15 protein-coding genes are annotated in these 17,949 nt (G+C 69.8%); 4 read left to right on the forward strand and 11 right to left on the reverse strand.

The features are described 5' to 3' along the window. The first annotated feature begins 67 nt into the window (after window positions 1-67). The 4 genes from trxA (at window position 68) to HQN59_RS18400 (ending at window position 4,367) form a co-directional block, all read left to right on the forward strand. The gene (gene trxA / locus HQN59_RS18385) at window positions 68-397 is read left to right on the forward strand and encodes a thioredoxin TrxA (protein WP_176070584.1); all 330 of its coding nucleotides are present in this window, start codon (window positions 68-70) and stop codon (window positions 395-397) included. Between the two features lie 252 nt (window positions 398-649). Then, window positions 650-1,912 carry a transcription termination factor Rho gene (gene rho, locus HQN59_RS18390; RefSeq protein WP_176070585.1) on the forward strand — a complete coding sequence of 421 codons (1,263 nt, stop codon included), beginning with the start codon at window positions 650-652 and terminating at the stop codon, window positions 1,910-1,912. A 226-nt stretch (window positions 1,913-2,138) separates the two neighbouring features. Beyond that, window positions 2,139-2,399 carry a type B 50S ribosomal protein L31 gene (locus tag HQN59_RS18395; RefSeq protein WP_176070586.1) on the forward strand — a complete coding sequence of 87 codons (261 nt, stop codon included), beginning with the start codon at window positions 2,139-2,141 and terminating at the stop codon, window positions 2,397-2,399. Window positions 2,400-2,678: 279 nt separating this feature from the next. Then, complete coding sequence (locus HQN59_RS18400) at window positions 2,679-4,367, forward strand: hypothetical protein (RefSeq protein WP_176070587.1); 1,689 nt, start codon at window positions 2,679-2,681, stop codon at window positions 4,365-4,367. A 38-nt stretch (window positions 4,368-4,405) separates the two neighbouring features. Here HQN59_RS18400 and phoR read toward each other — a convergent pair whose 3' ends face one another. The 11 genes from phoR to ftsH form a co-directional block, all read right to left on the reverse strand. Beyond that, entirely contained in the window at window positions 4,406-5,749 is a 1,344-nt protein-coding gene (phoR, locus tag HQN59_RS18405) for a phosphate regulon sensor histidine kinase PhoR (protein WP_176070588.1), read from the reverse strand. Window positions 5,750-5,766: 17 nt separating this feature from the next. Next, the gene (phoB, locus tag HQN59_RS18410) at window positions 5,767-6,483 is read right to left on the reverse strand and encodes a phosphate regulon transcriptional regulator PhoB (RefSeq protein ID WP_176070589.1); all 717 of its coding nucleotides are present in this window, start codon (window positions 6,481-6,483) and stop codon (window positions 5,767-5,769) included. Window positions 6,484-6,502: 19 nt separating this feature from the next. Further along, the gene (gene phoU / locus HQN59_RS18415) at window positions 6,503-7,210 is read right to left on the reverse strand and encodes a phosphate signaling complex protein PhoU (protein ID WP_176070590.1); all 708 of its coding nucleotides are present in this window, start codon (window positions 7,208-7,210) and stop codon (window positions 6,503-6,505) included. A gap of 30 nt (window positions 7,211-7,240) precedes the next feature. Beyond that, window positions 7,241-8,080 (reverse strand): phosphate ABC transporter ATP-binding protein PstB, encoded by an 840-nt coding sequence (gene pstB, locus HQN59_RS18420; protein WP_176070591.1) that lies wholly within the window; start codon window positions 8,078-8,080, stop codon window positions 7,241-7,243. A 3-nt stretch (window positions 8,081-8,083) separates the two neighbouring features. Continuing rightward, entirely contained in the window at window positions 8,084-8,989 is a 906-nt protein-coding gene (pstA, locus tag HQN59_RS18425; protein WP_176070592.1) for a phosphate ABC transporter permease PstA, read from the reverse strand. Continuing rightward, a complete protein-coding gene (gene pstC, locus HQN59_RS18430) occupies window positions 8,986-9,966 on the reverse strand; it encodes a phosphate ABC transporter permease PstC (protein ID WP_176070593.1) in 981 nt (326 codons plus the stop codon). Before pstC ends, pstA begins: the two co-directional genes overlap by 4 nt. A 141-nt stretch (window positions 9,967-10,107) precedes the next feature. Then, window positions 10,108-11,148 carry a phosphate ABC transporter substrate-binding protein PstS gene (gene pstS, locus HQN59_RS18435; RefSeq protein ID WP_176070594.1) on the reverse strand — a complete coding sequence of 347 codons (1,041 nt, stop codon included), beginning with the start codon at window positions 11,146-11,148 and terminating at the stop codon, window positions 10,108-10,110. Between the two features lie 124 nt (window positions 11,149-11,272). Next, window positions 11,273-13,492 carry an alkaline phosphatase PhoX gene (locus HQN59_RS18440; protein WP_176070595.1) on the reverse strand — a complete coding sequence of 740 codons (2,220 nt, stop codon included), beginning with the start codon at window positions 13,490-13,492 and terminating at the stop codon, window positions 11,273-11,275. A 211-nt stretch (window positions 13,493-13,703) separates the two neighbouring features. Next, window positions 13,704-15,035 (reverse strand): phosphoglucosamine mutase, encoded by a 1,332-nt coding sequence (gene glmM, locus HQN59_RS18445; protein ID WP_176070596.1) that lies wholly within the window; start codon window positions 15,033-15,035, stop codon window positions 13,704-13,706. 67 nt (window positions 15,036-15,102) lie between these two features. Continuing rightward, window positions 15,103-15,945, reverse strand: coding sequence for a dihydropteroate synthase (folP, locus tag HQN59_RS18450; RefSeq protein WP_176070597.1), 843 nt, complete (start codon window positions 15,943-15,945; stop codon window positions 15,103-15,105). Window positions 15,946-16,038: 93 nt separating this feature from the next. Next, complete coding sequence (gene ftsH, locus HQN59_RS18455; RefSeq protein WP_176070598.1) at window positions 16,039-17,943, reverse strand: ATP-dependent zinc metalloprotease FtsH; 1,905 nt, start codon at window positions 17,941-17,943, stop codon at window positions 16,039-16,041. Window positions 17,944-17,949: the final 6 nt, after the last annotated feature.

The following is a 17,949-nucleotide window of genomic DNA, read 5'->3' on the forward strand; positions in this document are numbered from 1 at the left end:
CACATGTGTCAGAATCATTTTGCCCTGCGACGCATGCCCCCGCGCCGCACGCCCAAGGACCAAGACCATGAGCAGCGACCTGATCAAGCACACCACCGAAGCGTCGTTCGAAAGCGACGTGCTGAAGGCGGAGCAGCCGGTGCTGGTCGACTACTGGGCCGAGTGGTGCGGCCCGTGCAAGATGATCGCGCCGATCCTCGACGACGTGTCGAAGGACTATGAAGGGCGTCTGCAGATCGCCAAGCTGAACGTCGACGACAACCAGGCGCTCGCGGCCAAGTTCGGGGTGCGCGGCATCCCGACCCTGATGCTCTTCAAGGACGGCCAGATCGCCGCCACCAAGGTCGGCGCCCTTTCCAAGGCCCAGTTGACCGCGTTCCTCGACAGTCACCTATAATCGGCGGCATTGCGTTGCGTCCCGGCGATCGGGGCGCGCCGCTCGACACACCGCCAGCGCAACGCGCGGCCGGCTGCACCTGCTGAAGGGCGCGCCGACTGCGCCGGACCCGCGCTCCGGCACCCCTCCAGCGTTCGTCGTCACAGCCCGCGAAGTTTCCGCGCTGCCGATTTTCCCTGGCGTTTCCGCCACGGCCGCCTCGCCCCGAGGCACGGTCTCTCTGGTCACATCCGTCACCTGGGTGTTCTCTTCATGCATCTTTCCGAACTGAAGCTCAACCACGTCTCCGAACTCATCAAGATGGGCGAGGCGCTGGAGATCGACAACGTCGCTCGCATGCGCAAGCAGGAGCTGATGTTCGCGATCATGAAGAAGCGCGCCAAGGCAGGCGAGCAGGTCTTCGGCGACGGCGTGCTCGAGGTGCTGCCCGACGGCTTCGGCTTCCTGCGTTCGCCCGACGCGAGCTACATGGCGTCGACCGACGACATCTACCTGAGCCCGAGCCAGGTGCGTCGCTTCAACCTGCACACCGGCGATGCCGTCGAGGGCGAAGTGCGTGTGCCGAAGGACGGCGAGCGTTACTTCGCGCTCGTCAAGGTCGACAAGATCAACGGCCTGACTCCCGAGGAGAGCAAGCACAAGATCATGTTCGAGAACCTGACCCCACTGTTCCCGAAGGAGCAGTTCAGGCTCGAACGCGACATCAAGGGCGACGAGAACATCACGAGTCGGATCATCGACCTGATCGCCCCGATCGGCAAAGGCCAGCGCGCCCTGCTCGTCTCGCCGCCCAAGAGCGGCAAGACGGTGATGATGCAGAACCTGGCGCATGCGCTGATTGCCAATCACCCCGACATCTACCTCATCGTGCTGCTCGTCGACGAGCGGCCCGAGGAAGTGACCGAGATGCAGCGCACCGTGCGCGGCGAGGTCATCAGCTCGACCTTCGACGAGCCGGCCGCGCGCCACGTCCAGGTCGCCGAAATGGTGATCGAGCGCGCCAAGCGCCTCGTCGAGCTGAAGAAGGACGTCGTGATCCTGCTCGACTCGATCACCCGCCTTGCGCGCGCCTACAACAACGTGCTGCCGTCGTCGGGCAAGGTGCTGACCGGCGGCGTCGACGCCAACGCGCTGCAGCGCCCGAAGCGCTTCTTCGGCGCCGCCCGCAACATCGAGGAAGGCGGCTCGCTCACCATCATCGGCACCGCCCTCGTCGAGACCGGCAGCCGCATGGACGAGGTGATCTACGAGGAATTCAAGGGCACCGGCAACTGCGAGATCCACCTCGACCGCCGCATGTCCGAAAAGCGCGTCTACCCGTCGATCCTGCTCAACAAGTCCGGCACCCGCCGCGAGGAGCTGCTCCTCAAGCCCGAGATCCTGCAAAAGAGCTGGATCCTGCGCAAGCTCCTCTACTCCATGGACGAGATCGAGGCGATGGAGTTCATCCTCGAGAAGATGAAGGCCACCAAGAACAACCTCGACTTCTTCGACATGATGAGAAGAGGTGGGTAGGCGTGGACGAATGCGAGTCCCTGCGGACTCGCATTCGCCTCGCCTACCGGTTCGCCTTGCAAGGCGAACCGTGGAGGTGCGTCTCAGACTCCACAGCTCGCAGCGCCCCGTGTAGCCCTATAAAGGCGCCGACCCCGTCGCAGGCTACAATCCGCGGTTCCCCGCAATCCAGGAAAGTGCGCCCGGCACGGGGCGTGGCTCCCACTTCACAGCGAAAAGGCTTCCCATGAAAGAAGGCATCCACCCCGGGTATCGCGACGTCTGCTTCCAGGACTTGTCCAATGGTTTCAAGTTCGTGACGCGCTCGACCGCGCAGACCCGCGACACCATCAAGATGGAAGACGGCCGCGAACTGCCGCTCTACAAGCTCGAGACCACGAGCGAGTCGCATCCGTTCTACACCGGCACGCAAAAGAGCGTCGACTCGCTCGGCGGCCGCGTCGAGAAGTTCCGCAACAAGTTCGCCCACCTCAGCGCGAAGAAGTAAGACGGATCGCGACGCCGCGCGGATGCGGCGAGTTCGACGGCAGCGCGGCTGCCGCCGTCCGGAAAAGGGCAGCTTCGGCTGCCCTTCGTCGTTTCTGCAGCGCGCGTGCCGAGTGCTCGCGCATCGGCTTGGGCTCGCAGACGGCGTGGCGCGCCGCTGCCATCGCGCAACCGCGGCGCGCCATGCTCGCCTACTCCGAGCCGGCCCGCTCGCCCGGCTGAACCGCTGGCGCGATGCTGCATCATCCCGCGTGCCCCGCGCCTTCGCCTGCCCCTGCCCGTGAACTCACCCAACCCCGCGCTCGTCAGCGAGCGCGACGCCCGTGCGATGCCGCGCATCGCGCTCTGGCTGTTCACCGCCGCATACGTGCTGCCGGGCCTGTTCGGGCGCGATCCGTGGAAGGCCGCCGACATCACGGCGTTCGGCTACATGGCGGGCATCGCGAACGGCCGCACGTCGTGGCTCGCGCCGACCATCGGCGGGCTGCCGTCCGACGGCACGCTGCTGCCCTACTGGATCGGAGCGGTCTTCATCAAGCTGTTCGGCGGCTGGGTCGATCCTGCCTTCGCGGCACGCCTGCCGTTCGCGATCCTGCTCACGCTTGCGCTCGTGCTCACGTGGTACGTCACGTACCACCTGGCGCGCAGCGAGGCCGCGCAGCCGCTGCCGTTCGCGTTCGGCGGCGAGGCGGCACCGGTGGACTACGCGCGAGCGATCGCCGACGGCGCGCTGCTCGCCCTGATCGCCTCGCTGGGCCTCTTGCAGCTGGGCCACGAGACGACGCCCGAGCTCGCCCAGCTGGTCGCAGTCGGCGTCTTCCTCTACGCGCTCGCCGCCGCGCCGGCGCGGCCGGCACGCTCGCGTGCAGCCGCGCTGCTGGCGCTGCCGATGCTCGCGGCGAGCGGCGCGCCGAGCGTCGGCGTCGCGCTCGGCGTCGTCGGCGTGCTGCTCGCCCTCGCCTCGCACGCCGGCAGCCTGAAGCGGCTGGCGCCGTGGCTCGCCGCCTCGACGCTGCTCGCGGCAGGCGTCGCGACCCTGCTCGGGGCCTGGGACTGGCGGCTCGACGCTCTCGACGACCTGGCCGATCTGGCGTCGGCGTGGCGGGGCTTCTTCTGGTTCACCTGGCCGGCCTGGCCGCTGGTGCTGTGGACGCTCTGGCGCTGGCGCAGCCGCTGGGCCAGCCTTCACATCGCGGTGCCTTCGGTGGTCGCGGCGTTCTTCGTCGCGGTGTGGCTCTTCATGGGCGGCGCCGACCGCGTGCTGATGCTCGCCCTGCCCGCGTTCGCGGTGCTCGCCGCTTTCGCGCTGCCGACGCTGCAGCGCAGCGCGTCGGCTGCGATCGACTGGTTCTCGGTGTTCTTCTTCTCGATCGCGGCCGCGACGGCCTGGGTCATCTACGCGTCGATCCAGGTCGGCGTGCCGGCCAAGCCGGCGCGCAACATCGCGCGCCTTTCGCCCGGCTTCTCGACCGACTTCTCGGCGCCGGCGCTGCTGTTCGCGCTGGCGGCGACGCTGGCCTGGGTCGGCCTCGTCGCCTGGCGTGCGGGGCGCCAGCGTCACCCGCTCTGGAAGAGCATGGTGCTGCCTGCCGGCGGCGTCGCGCTCTGCTGGACGCTGGTGATGACTCTGCTGCTCGCCCCGCTCGACAACGCGCGCAGCTACCGCTCGCAGGTGCAGCGCATCGCGCGCTGGGTGCCGCCCGAGTCGTGCGTCGCCGCGCCCGGGATGTCGCGCGCGCAGGTCGCCGCCCTCGAATACCTCGGTCGCTATCGGGTGGATGCATCGACGCCGGCGGCGGCGGCGTCGCGCTGCCGCTTTCTCCTCATCGAGGAGAGCCTGCGCGATGCGCCGGCGCCGCAACCCGGCTGGCAGCTGCTCGGCCGCGAGCGACGCAACCGGCGCGACACCGACAGCACGACGATCTATCGGCGCGCCGACACGGCGGCCGGCGCGGTCGCCAGTTCTTAGCCGCGGCGGCGCCGCGAGGAGCGGCTGACCGCGGCCGCTCAGCGCCCGACCAGCGCGTCGGCGAGCCGGGGGCCTGCGCTCGATCCCGCTGCGTTGCCCACACGCACCCGCGCCGGCGGCAGCACGATGCGGAAGGTCGATCCGCGGCCGAGCTGGCTCGCGATGTCGAGCGTGCCACCGTGGCGCTGCGCCACGTGCTTGACGATCGCGAGGCCGAGCCCGGTGCCGCCCGAGTCGCGCGAGCGGCCGCCGTCGACGCGATAGAAGCGCTCCGTCAGGCGCCCGAGGTGCTCGCGTGCCACGCCGATGCCGGTGTCGCGCACGCCGAGCACGCCGCCGTGCTCGGCATCGAACGTCCAGTCGACGTCGATGCGACCGCCCTCGGGCGTGTAACGCACCGCGTTGCTCACCAGATTGCCGAGCGCGCTGCGCAGCTCGGCTTCGCTACCCGCGATGCGCACGTCGGTGACCGGCGGGAACGCGATCGTGTGTCGGCCCGCCGAGAGCGCGAGTGCGTCGATCTCGACCGCGCCGAGCAGCGCATCGAGCGCGAACCAGGCATCGGGGGGCGGGCGCGGGCTGCCGTCGAGGCGCGCCAGCGTCAGCAGGTCGCCCACCAGCGCGCCCATGCGATCGGTCTGCTGCGCCATCAACGTCAGCATCTGCTGGCGCTCGGCGTCGCTGAGCGGGAGCTTGCGCATCGAATCGACGAACCCGGCAAGTACCGTCAGCGGCGTGCGGATCTCGTGCGACACATTGGCGACGAAGTCGCGCCGCATCGACTCGGCGCGCTCGTGCGCGGTCACGTCATGCGAGAGGACGAGCTTCATGCCGACGTCGAATGGTCGTACCGTCACCGAGAGCGTCGCCGCGCCGGCGGGGTTGCGCAGCAGCACCGGCTCGTCGAGGCGCCCGCCATGCAGGTGGGCGACGAACGCCGGTATGCGGATGAGATTGGTTACCGGCTGCAGACGGTCGCGCGCCGGGTCGATGCCGAAGTGGTCGGCCGCCTTGGCGTTGCACCACGCGATCTGATCGAGCGTGTCGAGCAGCAGCACGCCGTTCGGCGAGGCGTCGATCGCGGCCAGGAACTGGTCGAGCCGATTGCGTTCGGCATGCGCGGCCTGCTGCGACTCGCGCAGCGCGCGCTCGGCGCGATACGCGATCTCGCTCCAGAGGCCGCCGACGCGCGGCGCCGGGCGTCCACCCGGCTCGTGCAACCAGCGGGCGACGCGCCGACCACGCCACGCGTCGCCCGCCGCCAGCGCACCGGCCGCCAGCGCCCCGGCGACGAGCGACATGCCGATGCCGGCGCCGAGCCATACCGCCAGCGCACCGGCGCCTGCCGTCGCGCAGATCGCGACGACGATGCGCGTCAGCATGGCCGCGCCATCGACCGCTAGCGTCCGGCGCGCTCGCGCGAGACCGGCACCGCGTTCGCGCTGAAGCGGTAGCCGACGCCCCGGACGGTCTCGATCAGGTGCTGCGCGTCGAGCGGTGCGAGCACGTCGCGCAGGCGCTTGACGTGCACGTCGACGGTGCGCTCCTCGATGAACACGTGGTCGCCCCACACGCGGTCGAGCAGCTGCGACCGGCTGTGCACGCGCTCGGGGTGCGTCATCAGGAAGTGCAGCAGGCGGGCCTCGGTCGCGCCGAGCGAGCTTTCCTGACCGTCGCGCGAGACCTTGCGCGAAGCCGGATCGATGACGAGGCCGCCGAGCTCGACCCGGCTGTCGAGTGCTTCCGGCGCACGCCGCCGCAGCACCGAGCGGATGCGCGCAAGCAGCTCGTTCGACGAGAACGGCTTCGTGAGGTAATCGTCCGCCCCCGCGTCCAGTCCCGCGATCAGGTCGGCCTCGTCGGCGCGCGCGGTCAGCATGATGATCGGCAGCTCGCGCGTGCGCGAGTCGGCGCGCCAGTGGCGCAGCAGCGAGATGCCGGACTGCCCCGGCAGCATCCAGTCGAGCAGCACGAGGTCGGGCAGCGCGCCGGCCACGCTGTCGCGCGCCGACTCGGCATCGGCACTCACGCGCACGTCGTGGCCGCCGTGGCGCAGGTTGAGCGCGAGCAGCTGCGCGATCGCCGGCTCGTCCTCGACGACCAGCACCTCGCTCACGGAGTGTCCTCGCGTCGCATCAGCGCACCAGCGACTCGAGCGAGCCGATCGCGTGATGCCGCACGTCGGTTCCCTTGACGATGTAGATGATCTGCTCGGCCAGGTTCTTCGCGTGGTCGCCGACCCGCTCGATCGCCTTGGCGACGAAGATGATGTCGATGCTCGACGAGATCGTGCGCGGGTCCTCCATCATGAAGGTGACCAGCTTCCTGACCAGACCCTCGAACTCCTGGTCGATCAGGTCGTCCTTCTTCAGCACCTCGACCGCGCGCTCGACGTCGAGCCGCGCGAACGCGTCGAGCGCCTTGCGCAGCTGACCCACCGCCAGCTCCGACTCGTGGGCGAGGTCGTTCACCGGCAGGCGCAGCCGGCTCGAGATGCCCGAGTCGACGAGGCGCTGCACGGTGCGTGCGATGCGCGCGGCCTCGTCGCCGACGCGCTCGAGGTTGGCGATCGTCTTGGAGATCGCGATCAGGAGGCGCAGGTCGCGCGCCGTCGGCTGGCGCCGCGCGATGATGGTCGAGAGGTCGCGGTCGATCTCGACCTCGGTCGCGTTGACGCGCTCCTCGACTGTCAGCACCTCGGCTGCGACCTCGGGGCTGAAATGGGTCAGCGCGTAGACGGCGCGCGCGACCTGCGACTCGACCATGCCTCCCATTTCGAGCACGCGCGTCGAGATGCCGCTGAGCTCGGTGTCGAACTGAGTGGACAGATGCTTGTCGGCCATGGGGATCTCCTCGTGTCTGTTAGCGGCGCGTCATCCGAAGCGTCCGGTGATGTAGTCCTCCGTCTCCTTCCTGCGCGGGTGCATGAAGACGTCGGACGTGGGGCCGAACTCGATCAGGTCGCCCAGGTACATGTAGGCGGTGTAGTCCGAGCAGCGCGCGGCCTGCTGCATGTTGTGGGTGACGATGACGACCGTGTAGTCGCGCTTGAGCTCGCCGACGAGTTCCTCGATCTTGCCGGTCGAGATGGGGTCGAGCGCGGAGCTCGGCTCGTCGAGCAGCAGCACCTCGGGCTTGATCGCGATGCCGCGCGCGATGCACAGGCGCTGCTGCTGGCCGCCCGACAAGCCCGAACCGCTCTGCCCGAGCTTGTCCTTCACCTCGTCCCAGAGTGCGGCCTGGCGCAGCGCCCACTCGACACGCTCGTCCATCTCGGCGCGGGCGAGCTTCTCGAAGAGGCGCACGCCGAACGCGATGTTGTCGTAGATCGACATCGGGAACGGTGTCGGCTTCTGGAACACCATGCCGACCTTGGCGCGCAGCAGCGCGACGTCCTGGCTCTGCGCGAGGATGTTCTCGCCGTCGAGCAGCACCTCGCCGGTGGCGCGCTGCTCGGGGTAGAGCTCGAACATGCGGTTGAAGGTGCGCAGCAGCGTCGACTTGCCGCAGCCCGACGGTCCGATGAAGGCGGTCACCTTCTGCGCGGGGATGTCGAGCGTGATGCGCTTGAGGGCGTGAAACCCGCCGTAGTAGAAGTTGAGGTCGCGCACGGCGAGCTTGGCGGGCGTGGTGCCGGCGGCGCTCGCCGCATCGACGGGCTTGGCCGCGCTGCCCGAGTCGGCGGCCGGGCGGGGTGCGAAGGCGATATCCATGGCTCAGTTGCGCCGGCGCAGGAACGCGCGCGCGATGATGTTGAGGACGAGCACGCCGAGCGTGATCAGGAAGACGCCCGCCCAGGCGAGCTGCTGCCAGTTCTCGTAGGGGCTCATCGCGAACTTGAAGATGGTGACCGGCAGACTCGCGGTCGGCTGCGCCAGGTCGCTGGTCCAGAACTGGTTCGAGAGCGCGGTGAACAGCAGCGGCGCGGTCTCGCCGGCGATGCGCGCGAAGGCGAGCAGCACGCCGGTGATGACGCCGGCGCGCGCCGCCTTCAACGTGACCAGCATGATCACCTTCCACTTCGGGGTGCCGAGCGCGTACGCGGCCTCGCGCAGCGAGTGCGGAATTAACGCCAGCATGTTCTCGGTGGTACGGACCACCACCGGAATGACGATGAGCGCGAGCGCGCACGCACCGGCGAGCGCCGAGAAGCCGCGCATCGGCGCCACCACCGTCGCGTAGACGAAGAGCCCGATCACGATGGACGGCGCCGACAGCAGGATGTCGTTGATGAAGCGGGTCACGCTGCCGAGCGGACGCCCGCGACCGTATTCGGCGAGATAGATGCCGGCGAGGACGCCGATCGGCGTGCCGATCGCGGTCGCGAGGCACACCATCACCAGCGAGCCGAAGATCGCGTTCGCGAGCCCTCCGCTCGCGGCCAGCGGCGGCGGCGTCATCTCGGTGAACAGCGCGAGCGACAAGCCGCCGAAGCCGAGCCGCACCGTCTCGACGAGGATCCAGATCAGCCAGAACAGGCCGAATGCCATCGCCAGCAAGGCCAGCGTCAACGCGATCACGTTGACGCGCTTGCGGCGCGCGTGCATGCGCATGCGCTCGGCGCCGAGCGACGCCTTCGCCGGCACCCCGCTCGACCCGGGCGCCGCGAGGTCGGCGCTCATGCCCGCGTCCCTTCGCGCCGGCGCAGCCGCTCGAGCAGCAGCTTCGAGACCGCGAGCACGATGAACGTGATCGCGAACAGCACGAGCCCCAGATAGAACAACGACGCCTGATGCAGCCCCGGCGCCGCCTCGGCGAACTCGTTGGCGAGCGCCGACGTGATGCTGTTGCCGGGCTCGAACAGCGACGCCGAGCTCAGCTGGTTCATGTTGCCGATGATGAACGTGACCGCCATCGTCTCGCCGATGGCGCGGCCGAGCCCGAGCATGATCCCGCCGACGACGCCGGTCTTGGTGTAAGGCAGCACCACCTTCCAGACCACTTCCCAGGTCGTGCTGCCGAGCGCGTACGCCGACTCCTTGAGCAGCGCAGGCGTCACCTCGAACACGTCGCGCATCACCGACGCGATGAACGGGATGATCATGATCGCCAGGATGATCCCGGCGGCGAGCAGCCCGATGCCGACCGGCGGGCCGCTGAACAGCGACTCGAGCCCGGGCACGCCGCGCGTGGCGGACTGCAGCGGCTGCTGCACGTACCGGGCGAGGATCGGGCTGAAGATCAGCAGGCCCCACATGCCGTAGACGATCGACGGGATCGCGGCGAGCAGCTCGATCGCGGTGCCGAGCGGGCGCTTGAGCCACGCCGGCGAGAGCTCGGTGAGGAACAGGGCAATGCCGAAACTCACCGGCACGGCGATCACGAGCGCGATCAGCGACGTGACCAGCGTGCCGTAGATCATCACGAGCCCGCCGTAGCGGTTCTGCACCGGATCCCACTCGCTCGTCCAGAGGAAGCCGAGGCCGAACTCGCGCAATGCGGGAACGGCGCCGACGAACAGCGAAATCAGGATGCCGGCGAGCAGCGCGAGCGTGAGCCAGGCCGCGCCGTGCGCAGACAACGCGAACACCCGGTCGGGCCAGGGACTCACGCGGGAGCGGCGCAGCGGCTGGCGCAAGTCCGGTTCGATCCGGTTCATGCGTGATGCCTCCAGCGGAGCGGCCTGCAGTGTAGCGGTCACGTTCGAGAGTCTCCCGCGGCTCGCGATGGGCGATGGTGTCGGTCTTCGGACGCGCCGACGCCCCGCAGCGGCTGCCGCGGGGCGTCGCGCGCGCAGCGGTTACTTCAGCGCAAGCGACTTGCCGGCGGCGTCCTTGAGGTTGGCGCCCCACGCCTTGCGGACGAGGTCCTTGACGCCGGCGGGCAGCGGCACGTACTCGAGGCTGTCGGCGGTCTTGTCGCCGTTGGCATAGGCCCAGTCGAAGAACTTGAGCGCCGCGGCGCCCTTCGCAGGGTCGGCCTGGTTCTTGTGCATCAGGATGAAGGTCGCGCCGCTGATCGGCCACGCATCCTTGCCGGGCTGCTCGGTGAGGACGTGGAAGAACGTCTTCGACCAGTCGGCGCCCGCCGCGGCGGCCTTGAAGTTGTCGCCGTCGGGCGGCACGAACGCGCCGTCGCGGTTGCGCAGCAGCGTGTGCGTCATCTTGTTCTGCTTGGCGTAGGCGTACTCGACGTAGCCGATCGAGTTCGGCAGGCGCTGCACGAACGCCGACACGCCCTCGTTGCCCTTGCCGCCGGCACCGACCGGCCAGTTGACCGCGGTGCCCTCGCCGACCTTCGCCTTCCACTCGGCGTTCACCTTCGAGAGATAGTTCGTGAAGATGAACGAGGTGCCCGACGAGTCGGCGCGGCGCACCGGCGCGATCGCCGCATCGGGCAGCGCGACGCCGGGGTTCAGAGCGGTGAGCGCCGCGTCGTTCCACTTCGTGATCTTGCCGAGGTAGATGTCGCCGAGCACCTGCCCGGTCAGGCGCAACTGGCCCGGCGCGATGCCGCGGATGTTGACGACCGGCACCACGCCGCCGATCACCGTCGGGAACTGCATCAGCCCGTCCTTGGCGAGCACGTCGTCCGCGAGCGGCATGTCCGACGCGCCGAAATCGACCGTCTTGGCGCGGATCTGCTGCAGGCCGGCACCCGAGCCGACCGACTGGTAGTTCACCCGCGCGCCGGTCGCCTTGTTGTAGGCGTCGGCCCAGGCGGCGTACACGGGGGCGGGGAAGCTCGCGCCGGCGCCGGTGACGTCCTGCGCGAGGGCGGGCGCGGAAAGTAGCCCGGCGAGAACCGGCGCCACCAGGGCGCGCAGCGTGGTCTTGTTCATCGTTTGCCTTTCGTCTCTTGGGTCGTGCGTGGCGGCGACTCGTCGCCTTCAGGCCGCACTGTAGGAACGCTGTGTGACAACAGCGTGACAAGCACGCTGCCGGTCACGCCGCCGCGGTTCGGCCTCAGGTGCCGATCGGGCCGCCGTCGTCGCGGGTGATCACGATCGTCGCCGAGCGCGGCCGCCGGCCCGCGCCGTAGCCGGCGTTGGCCGGCCACTGGCTCGTGTAGCGCGACGGGTCGCCCACGTTCGCCGCCGCGGTCGTCTCGCCCGGGTGCTGGATGTTCACGAAGATCGCGCGCCCGTCCGGCGTCTCGGCAAGGCCGGTGATCTCGCAGCCGACCGGGCCGACCAGGAAGCGCTTGAGCGCGTCCGGACCGGGGCTCTTGCCGACGTAGGTGTCGACGCTGAGCGTGCCGCCGGCGCTGCGCGGGTAGCTCAGCGTGGTCTTGGTGCCGTCGCCCACCTGCCCCGGCAGCGCCGCGAGCATCATGCAGTTCGTGGTGTCGGTGTACGCGCCGTCGTCGGTCTGCAGCCAGCAGATCCCCGTCGAGCGGCTGAACACCAGTCCGTCGGGGCTCGAGAAGTCCTGGTCCTCGGTGAGCTTCGAGAGGTTCACCGACCCCGGCGCGGCGCTCGCCTCGGCGCCGAACAGATAGACGTCCCAGGTGAACGTGGTCGCGCTCGAGCCCGCGGCGCCCTCCTTCATGCGCAGCACGTGGCCGTTCGGGTTGCCCGTCTGCGTGGTCGAGCTGCCGCGCACGTCGGTGTACACGCGCGGGTTGGCCGCGTCGGGGGCGAACTGGCTCGCGCTCGCCGGCTCGACCCGCCGGTTGCTGTTGTTGGTCAGCGTGAGGTAGATCTCGCCGTTGGCCGGGTTCACGCTCGACCACTCGGGGCGGTCCATCTTGGTCGCGCCGACCGCGTCGGCCGCCAGGCGCGCGTTGACCAGCACGTCGGCCTGATCGGCAAACGGGTAGCCGGCGTAGTTGGCGACGGCGGGATTGCTCATCGACAGCTCGAGCCAGCGCCCGCTGCCGTCAGCCCCGAACGCCGCGACGTAGAGCGTGCCGGCATCGAGGTAGGTGTCGCCGGCCGCGGGACGGTTCGCGTCCGCCGGGTTCCAGGCCGCCGCGGACACGAATTTGTAGATGTACTCGCCCTGCGAATCGTCGCCCATGTAGACGGCGAGCGGCCGACCGGCGACCGGCACGCCGAACGACGCCGACTCGTGCGCGAAACGACCGAGCGCGGTGCGCTTCTTGGCAGACTTTGCCTTGTCGTAGGGGTCGAGCTCGACGATGTACCCGAAGCCGTTCATCTCGTTGCGGTAGTCGTCGCTGCCGTCGGCCGACGTGCCGCTGCGGCTGATGTTCCAGCGCCGGTAGCGATCATCGCTGCCGGCGCTCTCCCAGCCATGCCGCGAGGTCGCGCCCTGGGCACGGCCATAGCGCCGCAGCGCGGTCACGCTCTTGTCGTTGCCTCGCGCCGCGTCGTCGGCGGCACCGCGCGCGAAGTAGCCCGCCCAGTTCTCCTCGCCGCTGAGGAAGGTGCCCCACGGCGTGCGACCGGTGCCGCAGTTGTTCAGCGTGCCGCGGGTCCGCGTGCCGGTCGGCGAGAACGCGGTGACGAGCAGACGGTTGCCGCGCGCCGGCCCGGCGATGTCGACGTCGGTGAGCGGCGTCAGCCGCCGGTTGAGCGACGAGTTGGGCACGGTGGCCCAGCGCCGGTCGGCGCGCCGCACCTCGACGACCGCGATGCCGTGCACAGCGACCTCCTTGTCGACCTCGGCCGCCGGGCGCGGTCGCGTCGAGCTGCCGCCGTTCGGGTGCAGGAAGAACGACGACAGGGATTCGTTCGTCGTCGCCTCGTGATTGATCGCGAGCAGACCGCGGTCGCTGGCGGTGGTGGAGCGCTGCCCGTCGCCGGAGAGCCCGAACCACTCCATGCCGTCATGGTGATCGCCGCCGCGGCTCTCCATGTCGCTGTCCGAGCCGTCGTTGGCGTACGGTCGCGCGTTCCCCGTCAGCGGATCGCCGAGCGCATAGACGACGCTCGCGCTGTAGCCGGCCGGCACGATCACCGCATCGGCGAGGCTCTTGGACACCGCGGCAAAGCCGAGGCGCGGCTCGGTCGAGCTCGGCGCCGTGTCGTCGTCGCCCGATCCGCCGCAGCCGGCGAGAGCGGCGCCGCCCAGCAGCGCGCTCGCCGCGCCGCCGAAGCTGCCGCGCAGCAGGCCGCGGCGCGAAAGCCGCGCCTGCAGCACGGCGTCGAAGGTCGGGTTGTTCGAAGTGTTCGAGTCTTCGTCCGCGCCTGCGGACGCGATCTGGGGAAGCGTTTGCACGTGAGCCTTTGCGTCGTATGGAACGCAAGAAGCTTAGGAACGCTTCGTGACGCGGCCGTGACAGAGGTCGACTGACCTTGCACTTGTCCAGCGGGTGCCGACGCCGTTTGGGGCGGGCTTGCGGCAGCGCTCGGCCCGGGTGGGCCAGTCGAGCCACCGACGCGCCGGGGCGGCGCGCCGACCGAGGTCTCTCCAGCGCCGCCGCGGCGCGTCAGCCGATCGCGTTGGCGATGCGCTCGGCGCAGCGGCGCGACAGCAGCGGGTCCTTGGCCTCGACCATCACGCGCACCACCGGCTCGGTGCCCGAGGGGCGGATCAGGATGCGGCCCTCGCCCCGCAGGTCGCGCTCGGCCTCGGCCTCGGCCTCGGCCACGCGCGGGTCGCTGCGCCAGTCGGCGCCGGCCGCCGCGAGCCGCACGTTGATCAGCGTCTGCGGGAACAGCTCGACGTCGCGCAGCAGCTCGGCGATCGGGCGACCGGCGCGGCTCACCGCCTCGAAGACGCCGAGCGCGCTGACGATGCCGTCGCCGGTGGTGTGCTTGTCGAGCGCGAGCAGGTGGCCGGAGCCTTCGCCGCCGAGCAGCCATCCGCGCGCGGCGAGCTCCTCGAGCACGTAGCGGTCGCCCACCTTGGCGCGCACGAAGGCGACGCCGCGCGTCGTCAGCGCGAGCTCGACGGCCATGTTGGTCATCAGGGTGCCGACCGCGCCCGGCACCGCCTCGCCCCGTGCCAGACGGTCGATCACCATCAGGTAGAGCAGTTCGTCGCCGTTGTAGAGGCGGCCGCTGCGATCGACGAGCTGCAGGCGGTCGGCGTCGCCGTCGAGCGCGACGCCGTAGTCAGCTTGGTTGGCCTCGACCGCGGCGATCAGCGCGCCGGGCGCCGTGGCACCGAAGCCGGCGTTGATGTTGGTGCCGTCGGGGCTGCAGCCGATCGACACCACATCGGCGCCGAGCTCGTGGAACACGTTCGGCGCCACCTGGTACGCCGCGCCGTGCGCCGCGTCGACCACGATCTTCAGCCCCTTGAGCGAGAGCTCGGGGTCGAAGGTCGCCTTGCAGAACTCGATGTAGCGGCCCTGCGCGTCGTCGAGCCGGCGCGCCCGGCCGAGCCCGGCGGACGCCACCCACGCCGGGTTGGCGCCGAGAGCGGCCTCGACGTCGCGCTCCCAGGTGTCGGGCAGCTTCTCGCCGCGCGCCGAGAAGAACTTGATGCCGTTGTCGTCGTACGGGTTGTGCGAGGCGCTGATCACGACGCCGAGGTCGAGTCGCAGCGCGCGCGTGAGATACGCGACGCCCGGCGTCGGCAACGGTCCGGTGAGCAGCACGTCGACGCCGGCCGACGCGAAGCCCGCTTCGAGCGCCGACTCGATCATGTAGCCCGAGATCCGCGTGTCCTTGCCGATCAGCACCGTCGGACGCGGATCGGTCCGTTTGAGCACGCGCCCCACGGCATGGCCGAGGCGCAACATGAAGTCCGGCGTGATCGGCGCCTGGCCGACCGTGCCGCGGATGCCATCGGTCCCGAAATACGTTCTGCTCATCGCGCCTCTCGTCTGCGGGCGCGATTATCGGTCGGCACGGTCCGGCCACCCGCCGCCACGCCGACCGTCAGGCGCCGCCTTTCGGCAGCCCGGCCGCTTTCCACACGCGCAGCGCATCGACGGTGGCGGCGACGTCGTGGACGCGGACGATGCGGGCGCCGCGCTCGACGGCGGCGAGCGCGGCGGCGACGCTGGCAGCAACGCGCTCCGGCGCCGGGCGGCCGGTGAGCAGGCCCAGCGTCGACTTGCGCGACCAGCCGAGCAGCAGCGGTCGGCCGAGCCCGAGCAGTTCGCGCTGGCGGCGCAGCAGTTCGAGGTTGTGCTCGGCGGTCTTGCCGAAGCCGATGCCCGGATCGAGCACGACACGCTCGGCGACGACGCCGCGCTCGACGAGCGCCGCGAGGCGCTCGCGCAGGAACGCGCCCACCTCGCGAACGACGTCGACATAGCTCGGCGCGAGCTGCATCGAGCGCGGGTCGCCCTGCATGTGCATCAGGCAGACGCCGCAGCTCGGGTGCCCGGCGACGACCTCGAGCGCACCGGGGGCGCGCAGCGCATCGATGTCGTTGACGATGTCGACGCCGAGGTCGAGGGCCGCCTGCATCACCGCCGGGTTGCGGGTGTCGATCGATACGGGGCAGCCGAGGGTGAGCGCGTGGCGCAGCACCGGGAGGACGCGGTCGAGTTCGTCGCCCACCGGCAGCGGTGCGGCGCCGGGCCGCGTGGACTCGCCGCCGACGTCGAGGACGTCGGCGCCTTCGGCGACGAGGCGATCGCAGGCCGCACGCGCCGCGTCGGCGTTCGCGTGCAGGCCGCCGTCGGAAAACGAGTCGGGCGTCACGTTGACGATGCCCATCACCCGCGGCTCGGCCAGGTTGATGCGAAAGCGAGTGGTCTGCCAGTGACTCATCGGGAGCGGATCATCACCGCGGGCCGCAAAGCCACGATGGCGCCCAAAAAAAAAAACGGGGCCGCAGCCCCGTTCCGTTCTCGCCGGTGCCGATCAGGCGGCAGCCGGCGCGCTGCCCGAGGTCGCCGGAGGCGTGCTCGGCGTGGGCTTGCTGGTCGGCGGCGTCCAGTCCTTCGGCGGCCGCGGCGACTTGCCGGCCATGATGTCGTCGATCTGATCCGAGTCGATGGTCTCGTACTCGAGCAGCGCCGCGGCCATCGCGTGCATCTTGTCCTTGTTCTCCTCGATCAGGCGACGCGCGATGCCGTACTGCTCGTCGATGATCCGGCGGATCACCGAGTCGACCTTCTGCATCGTCTGCTCGGAGACGTTCACGTGCTTGGTGACCGAACGGCCGAGGAAGACCTCGCCCTCGTTCTCGGCATAGACCATCGGGCCGAGCTCGTCGGTCATGCCGTAGCGCGTGACCATGTCGCGGGCGATCTGCGTCGCGCGCTCGAAGTCGTTGCTGGCGCCGGTGGTCATCTGGTTCATGAACACCTCCTCGGCGATGCGGCCGCCGAACAGCACCGAGATCGTCGACAGCATGCGCTCCTTGTCGAGGCTGTAGCGGTCGTTCTCGGGCAGCTGCATCGTCACGCCGAGGGCGCGGCCGCGCGGGATCACGGTGACCTTGTGGACCGGATCGGTCTTGGGCATCAGGCGCGCGACGAGCGCGTGACCGGCCTCGTGGTAGGCGGTATTGCGGCGCTCCTCCTCGGGCATGATCATGGACTTCCGCTCGGGGCCCATCATGATCTTGTCCTTGGCGCGCTCGAAGTCGACCATCTCGACCACGCGGCCGTTGCGGCGCGCGGCGAAGAGAGCCGCCTCGTTGACCAGGTTGGCGAGGTCAGCGCCCGAGAAGCCCGGGGTGCCGCGCGCCAGGATATCGGCGCGAATGTCCTGGCCGACCGGCACCTTGCGCATGTGCACGTTGAGGATCTGCTCGCGGCCGCGCACGTCGGGCAGCGTCACGTAGACCTGGCGGTCGAAGCGGCCCGGGCGCAGCAGCGCCGGGTCGAGGATGTCGGGACGGTTGGTCGCGGCCATCACGATGACGCCGGTGTTGGTCTCGAAGCCGTCCATCTCGACCAGCATCTGGTTGAGCGTCTGCTCGCGCTCGTCGTTGCCGCCGCCGAGGCCGGCACCGCGATGACGCCCCACCGCGTCGATTTCGTCGACGAAGATGATGCAGGGCGCGCTCTTCTTGGCCTGCTCGAACATGTCGCGCACGCGCGCTGCGCCGACACCGACGAACATCTCGACGAAGTCGGAACCCGAGATCGAGAAGAACGGCACCTTGGCTTCACCGGCGATCGCCTTGGCGAGCAGCGTCTTGCCGGTGCCCGGAGGGCCGACCAGAAGCACGCCGCGCGGGATGCGGCCGCCGAGCTTCTGGAACTTCTGCGGGTCCTTGAGAAAGTCGACGAGTTCCTTCACCTCTTCCTTGGCCTCGTCGCAGCCGGCGACGTCGGCGAAGGTCGTGGTGTTGTTGGCCTCGTCGAGCATGCGCGCCTTCGACTTGCCGAAGCTGAACGCGCCGCCCTTCCCGCCGCCCTGCATCTGCCGCATGAAGTAGATCCAGACGCCGATCAGCAACAGGATCGGCCCCCACGACGCCAGGATCGAGAGCAGGAACGAAGGCTCCTCGCGCGGCTTGACGTCGAACTTGACGTTGTTGTTGATCAGGTCGCCCACGAGGCCGCGATCGAGGTAGGTCGCGGTGGTGCGCACCTCGGTGTCGTCGTTGCGCTTGGCCCTGATCTCGGTGCTGCCGCCGGCGCCTTCCTTCAGCTCGACCTGCTTGATGCGCTTGTTGCGCACCTCCTCGAGGAAGTCCGAGTAGCCCAGCATGCCGCTCTGCGCCCCGGTGCGCTCGAACTGCTTGAACACGGTGAACAGCACCAGCGCGATCACGAGCCAGACTGCCACCTTCGAAAACCACTGATTGTTCAAAGCGTC

The sequence above is a fragment of the Rhizobacter koreensis genome, assembly GCF_013366375.1.
Lineage (GTDB): Bacteria > Pseudomonadota > Gammaproteobacteria > Burkholderiales > Burkholderiaceae_C > Schlegelella_A > Schlegelella_A koreensis.

Coding starts and splice junctions, on each gene's coding strand:
- pstA (WP_176070592.1), bottom strand. CDS start 8,989: ATGAGCGCCGACCTCGCGGCGCCCGGGTCGAGCGGGGTGCCGGCGAAG.
- rho (WP_176070585.1), top strand. CDS start 650: ATGCATCTTTCCGAACTGAAGCTCAACCACGTCTCCGAACTCATCAAG.
- trxA (WP_176070584.1), top strand. CDS start 68: ATGAGCAGCGACCTGATCAAGCACACCACCGAAGCGTCGTTCGAAAGC.
- pstS (WP_176070594.1), bottom strand. CDS start 11,148: ATGAACAAGACCACGCTGCGCGCCCTGGTGGCGCCGGTTCTCGCCGGG.
- phoR (WP_176070588.1), bottom strand. CDS start 5,749: ATGCTGACGCGCATCGTCGTCGCGATCTGCGCGACGGCAGGCGCCGGT.
- HQN59_RS18395 (WP_176070586.1), top strand. CDS start 2,139: ATGAAAGAAGGCATCCACCCCGGGTATCGCGACGTCTGCTTCCAGGAC.
- pstC (WP_176070593.1), bottom strand. CDS start 9,966: ATGAACCGGATCGAACCGGACTTGCGCCAGCCGCTGCGCCGCTCCCGC.
- pstB (WP_176070591.1), bottom strand. CDS start 8,080: ATGGATATCGCCTTCGCACCCCGCCCGGCCGCCGACTCGGGCAGCGCG.
- phoU (WP_176070590.1), bottom strand. CDS start 7,210: ATGGCCGACAAGCATCTGTCCACTCAGTTCGACACCGAGCTCAGCGGC.
- glmM (WP_176070596.1), bottom strand. CDS start 15,035: ATGAGCAGAACGTATTTCGGGACCGATGGCATCCGCGGCACGGTCGGC.
- folP (WP_176070597.1), bottom strand. CDS start 15,945: ATGAGTCACTGGCAGACCACTCGCTTTCGCATCAACCTGGCCGAGCCG.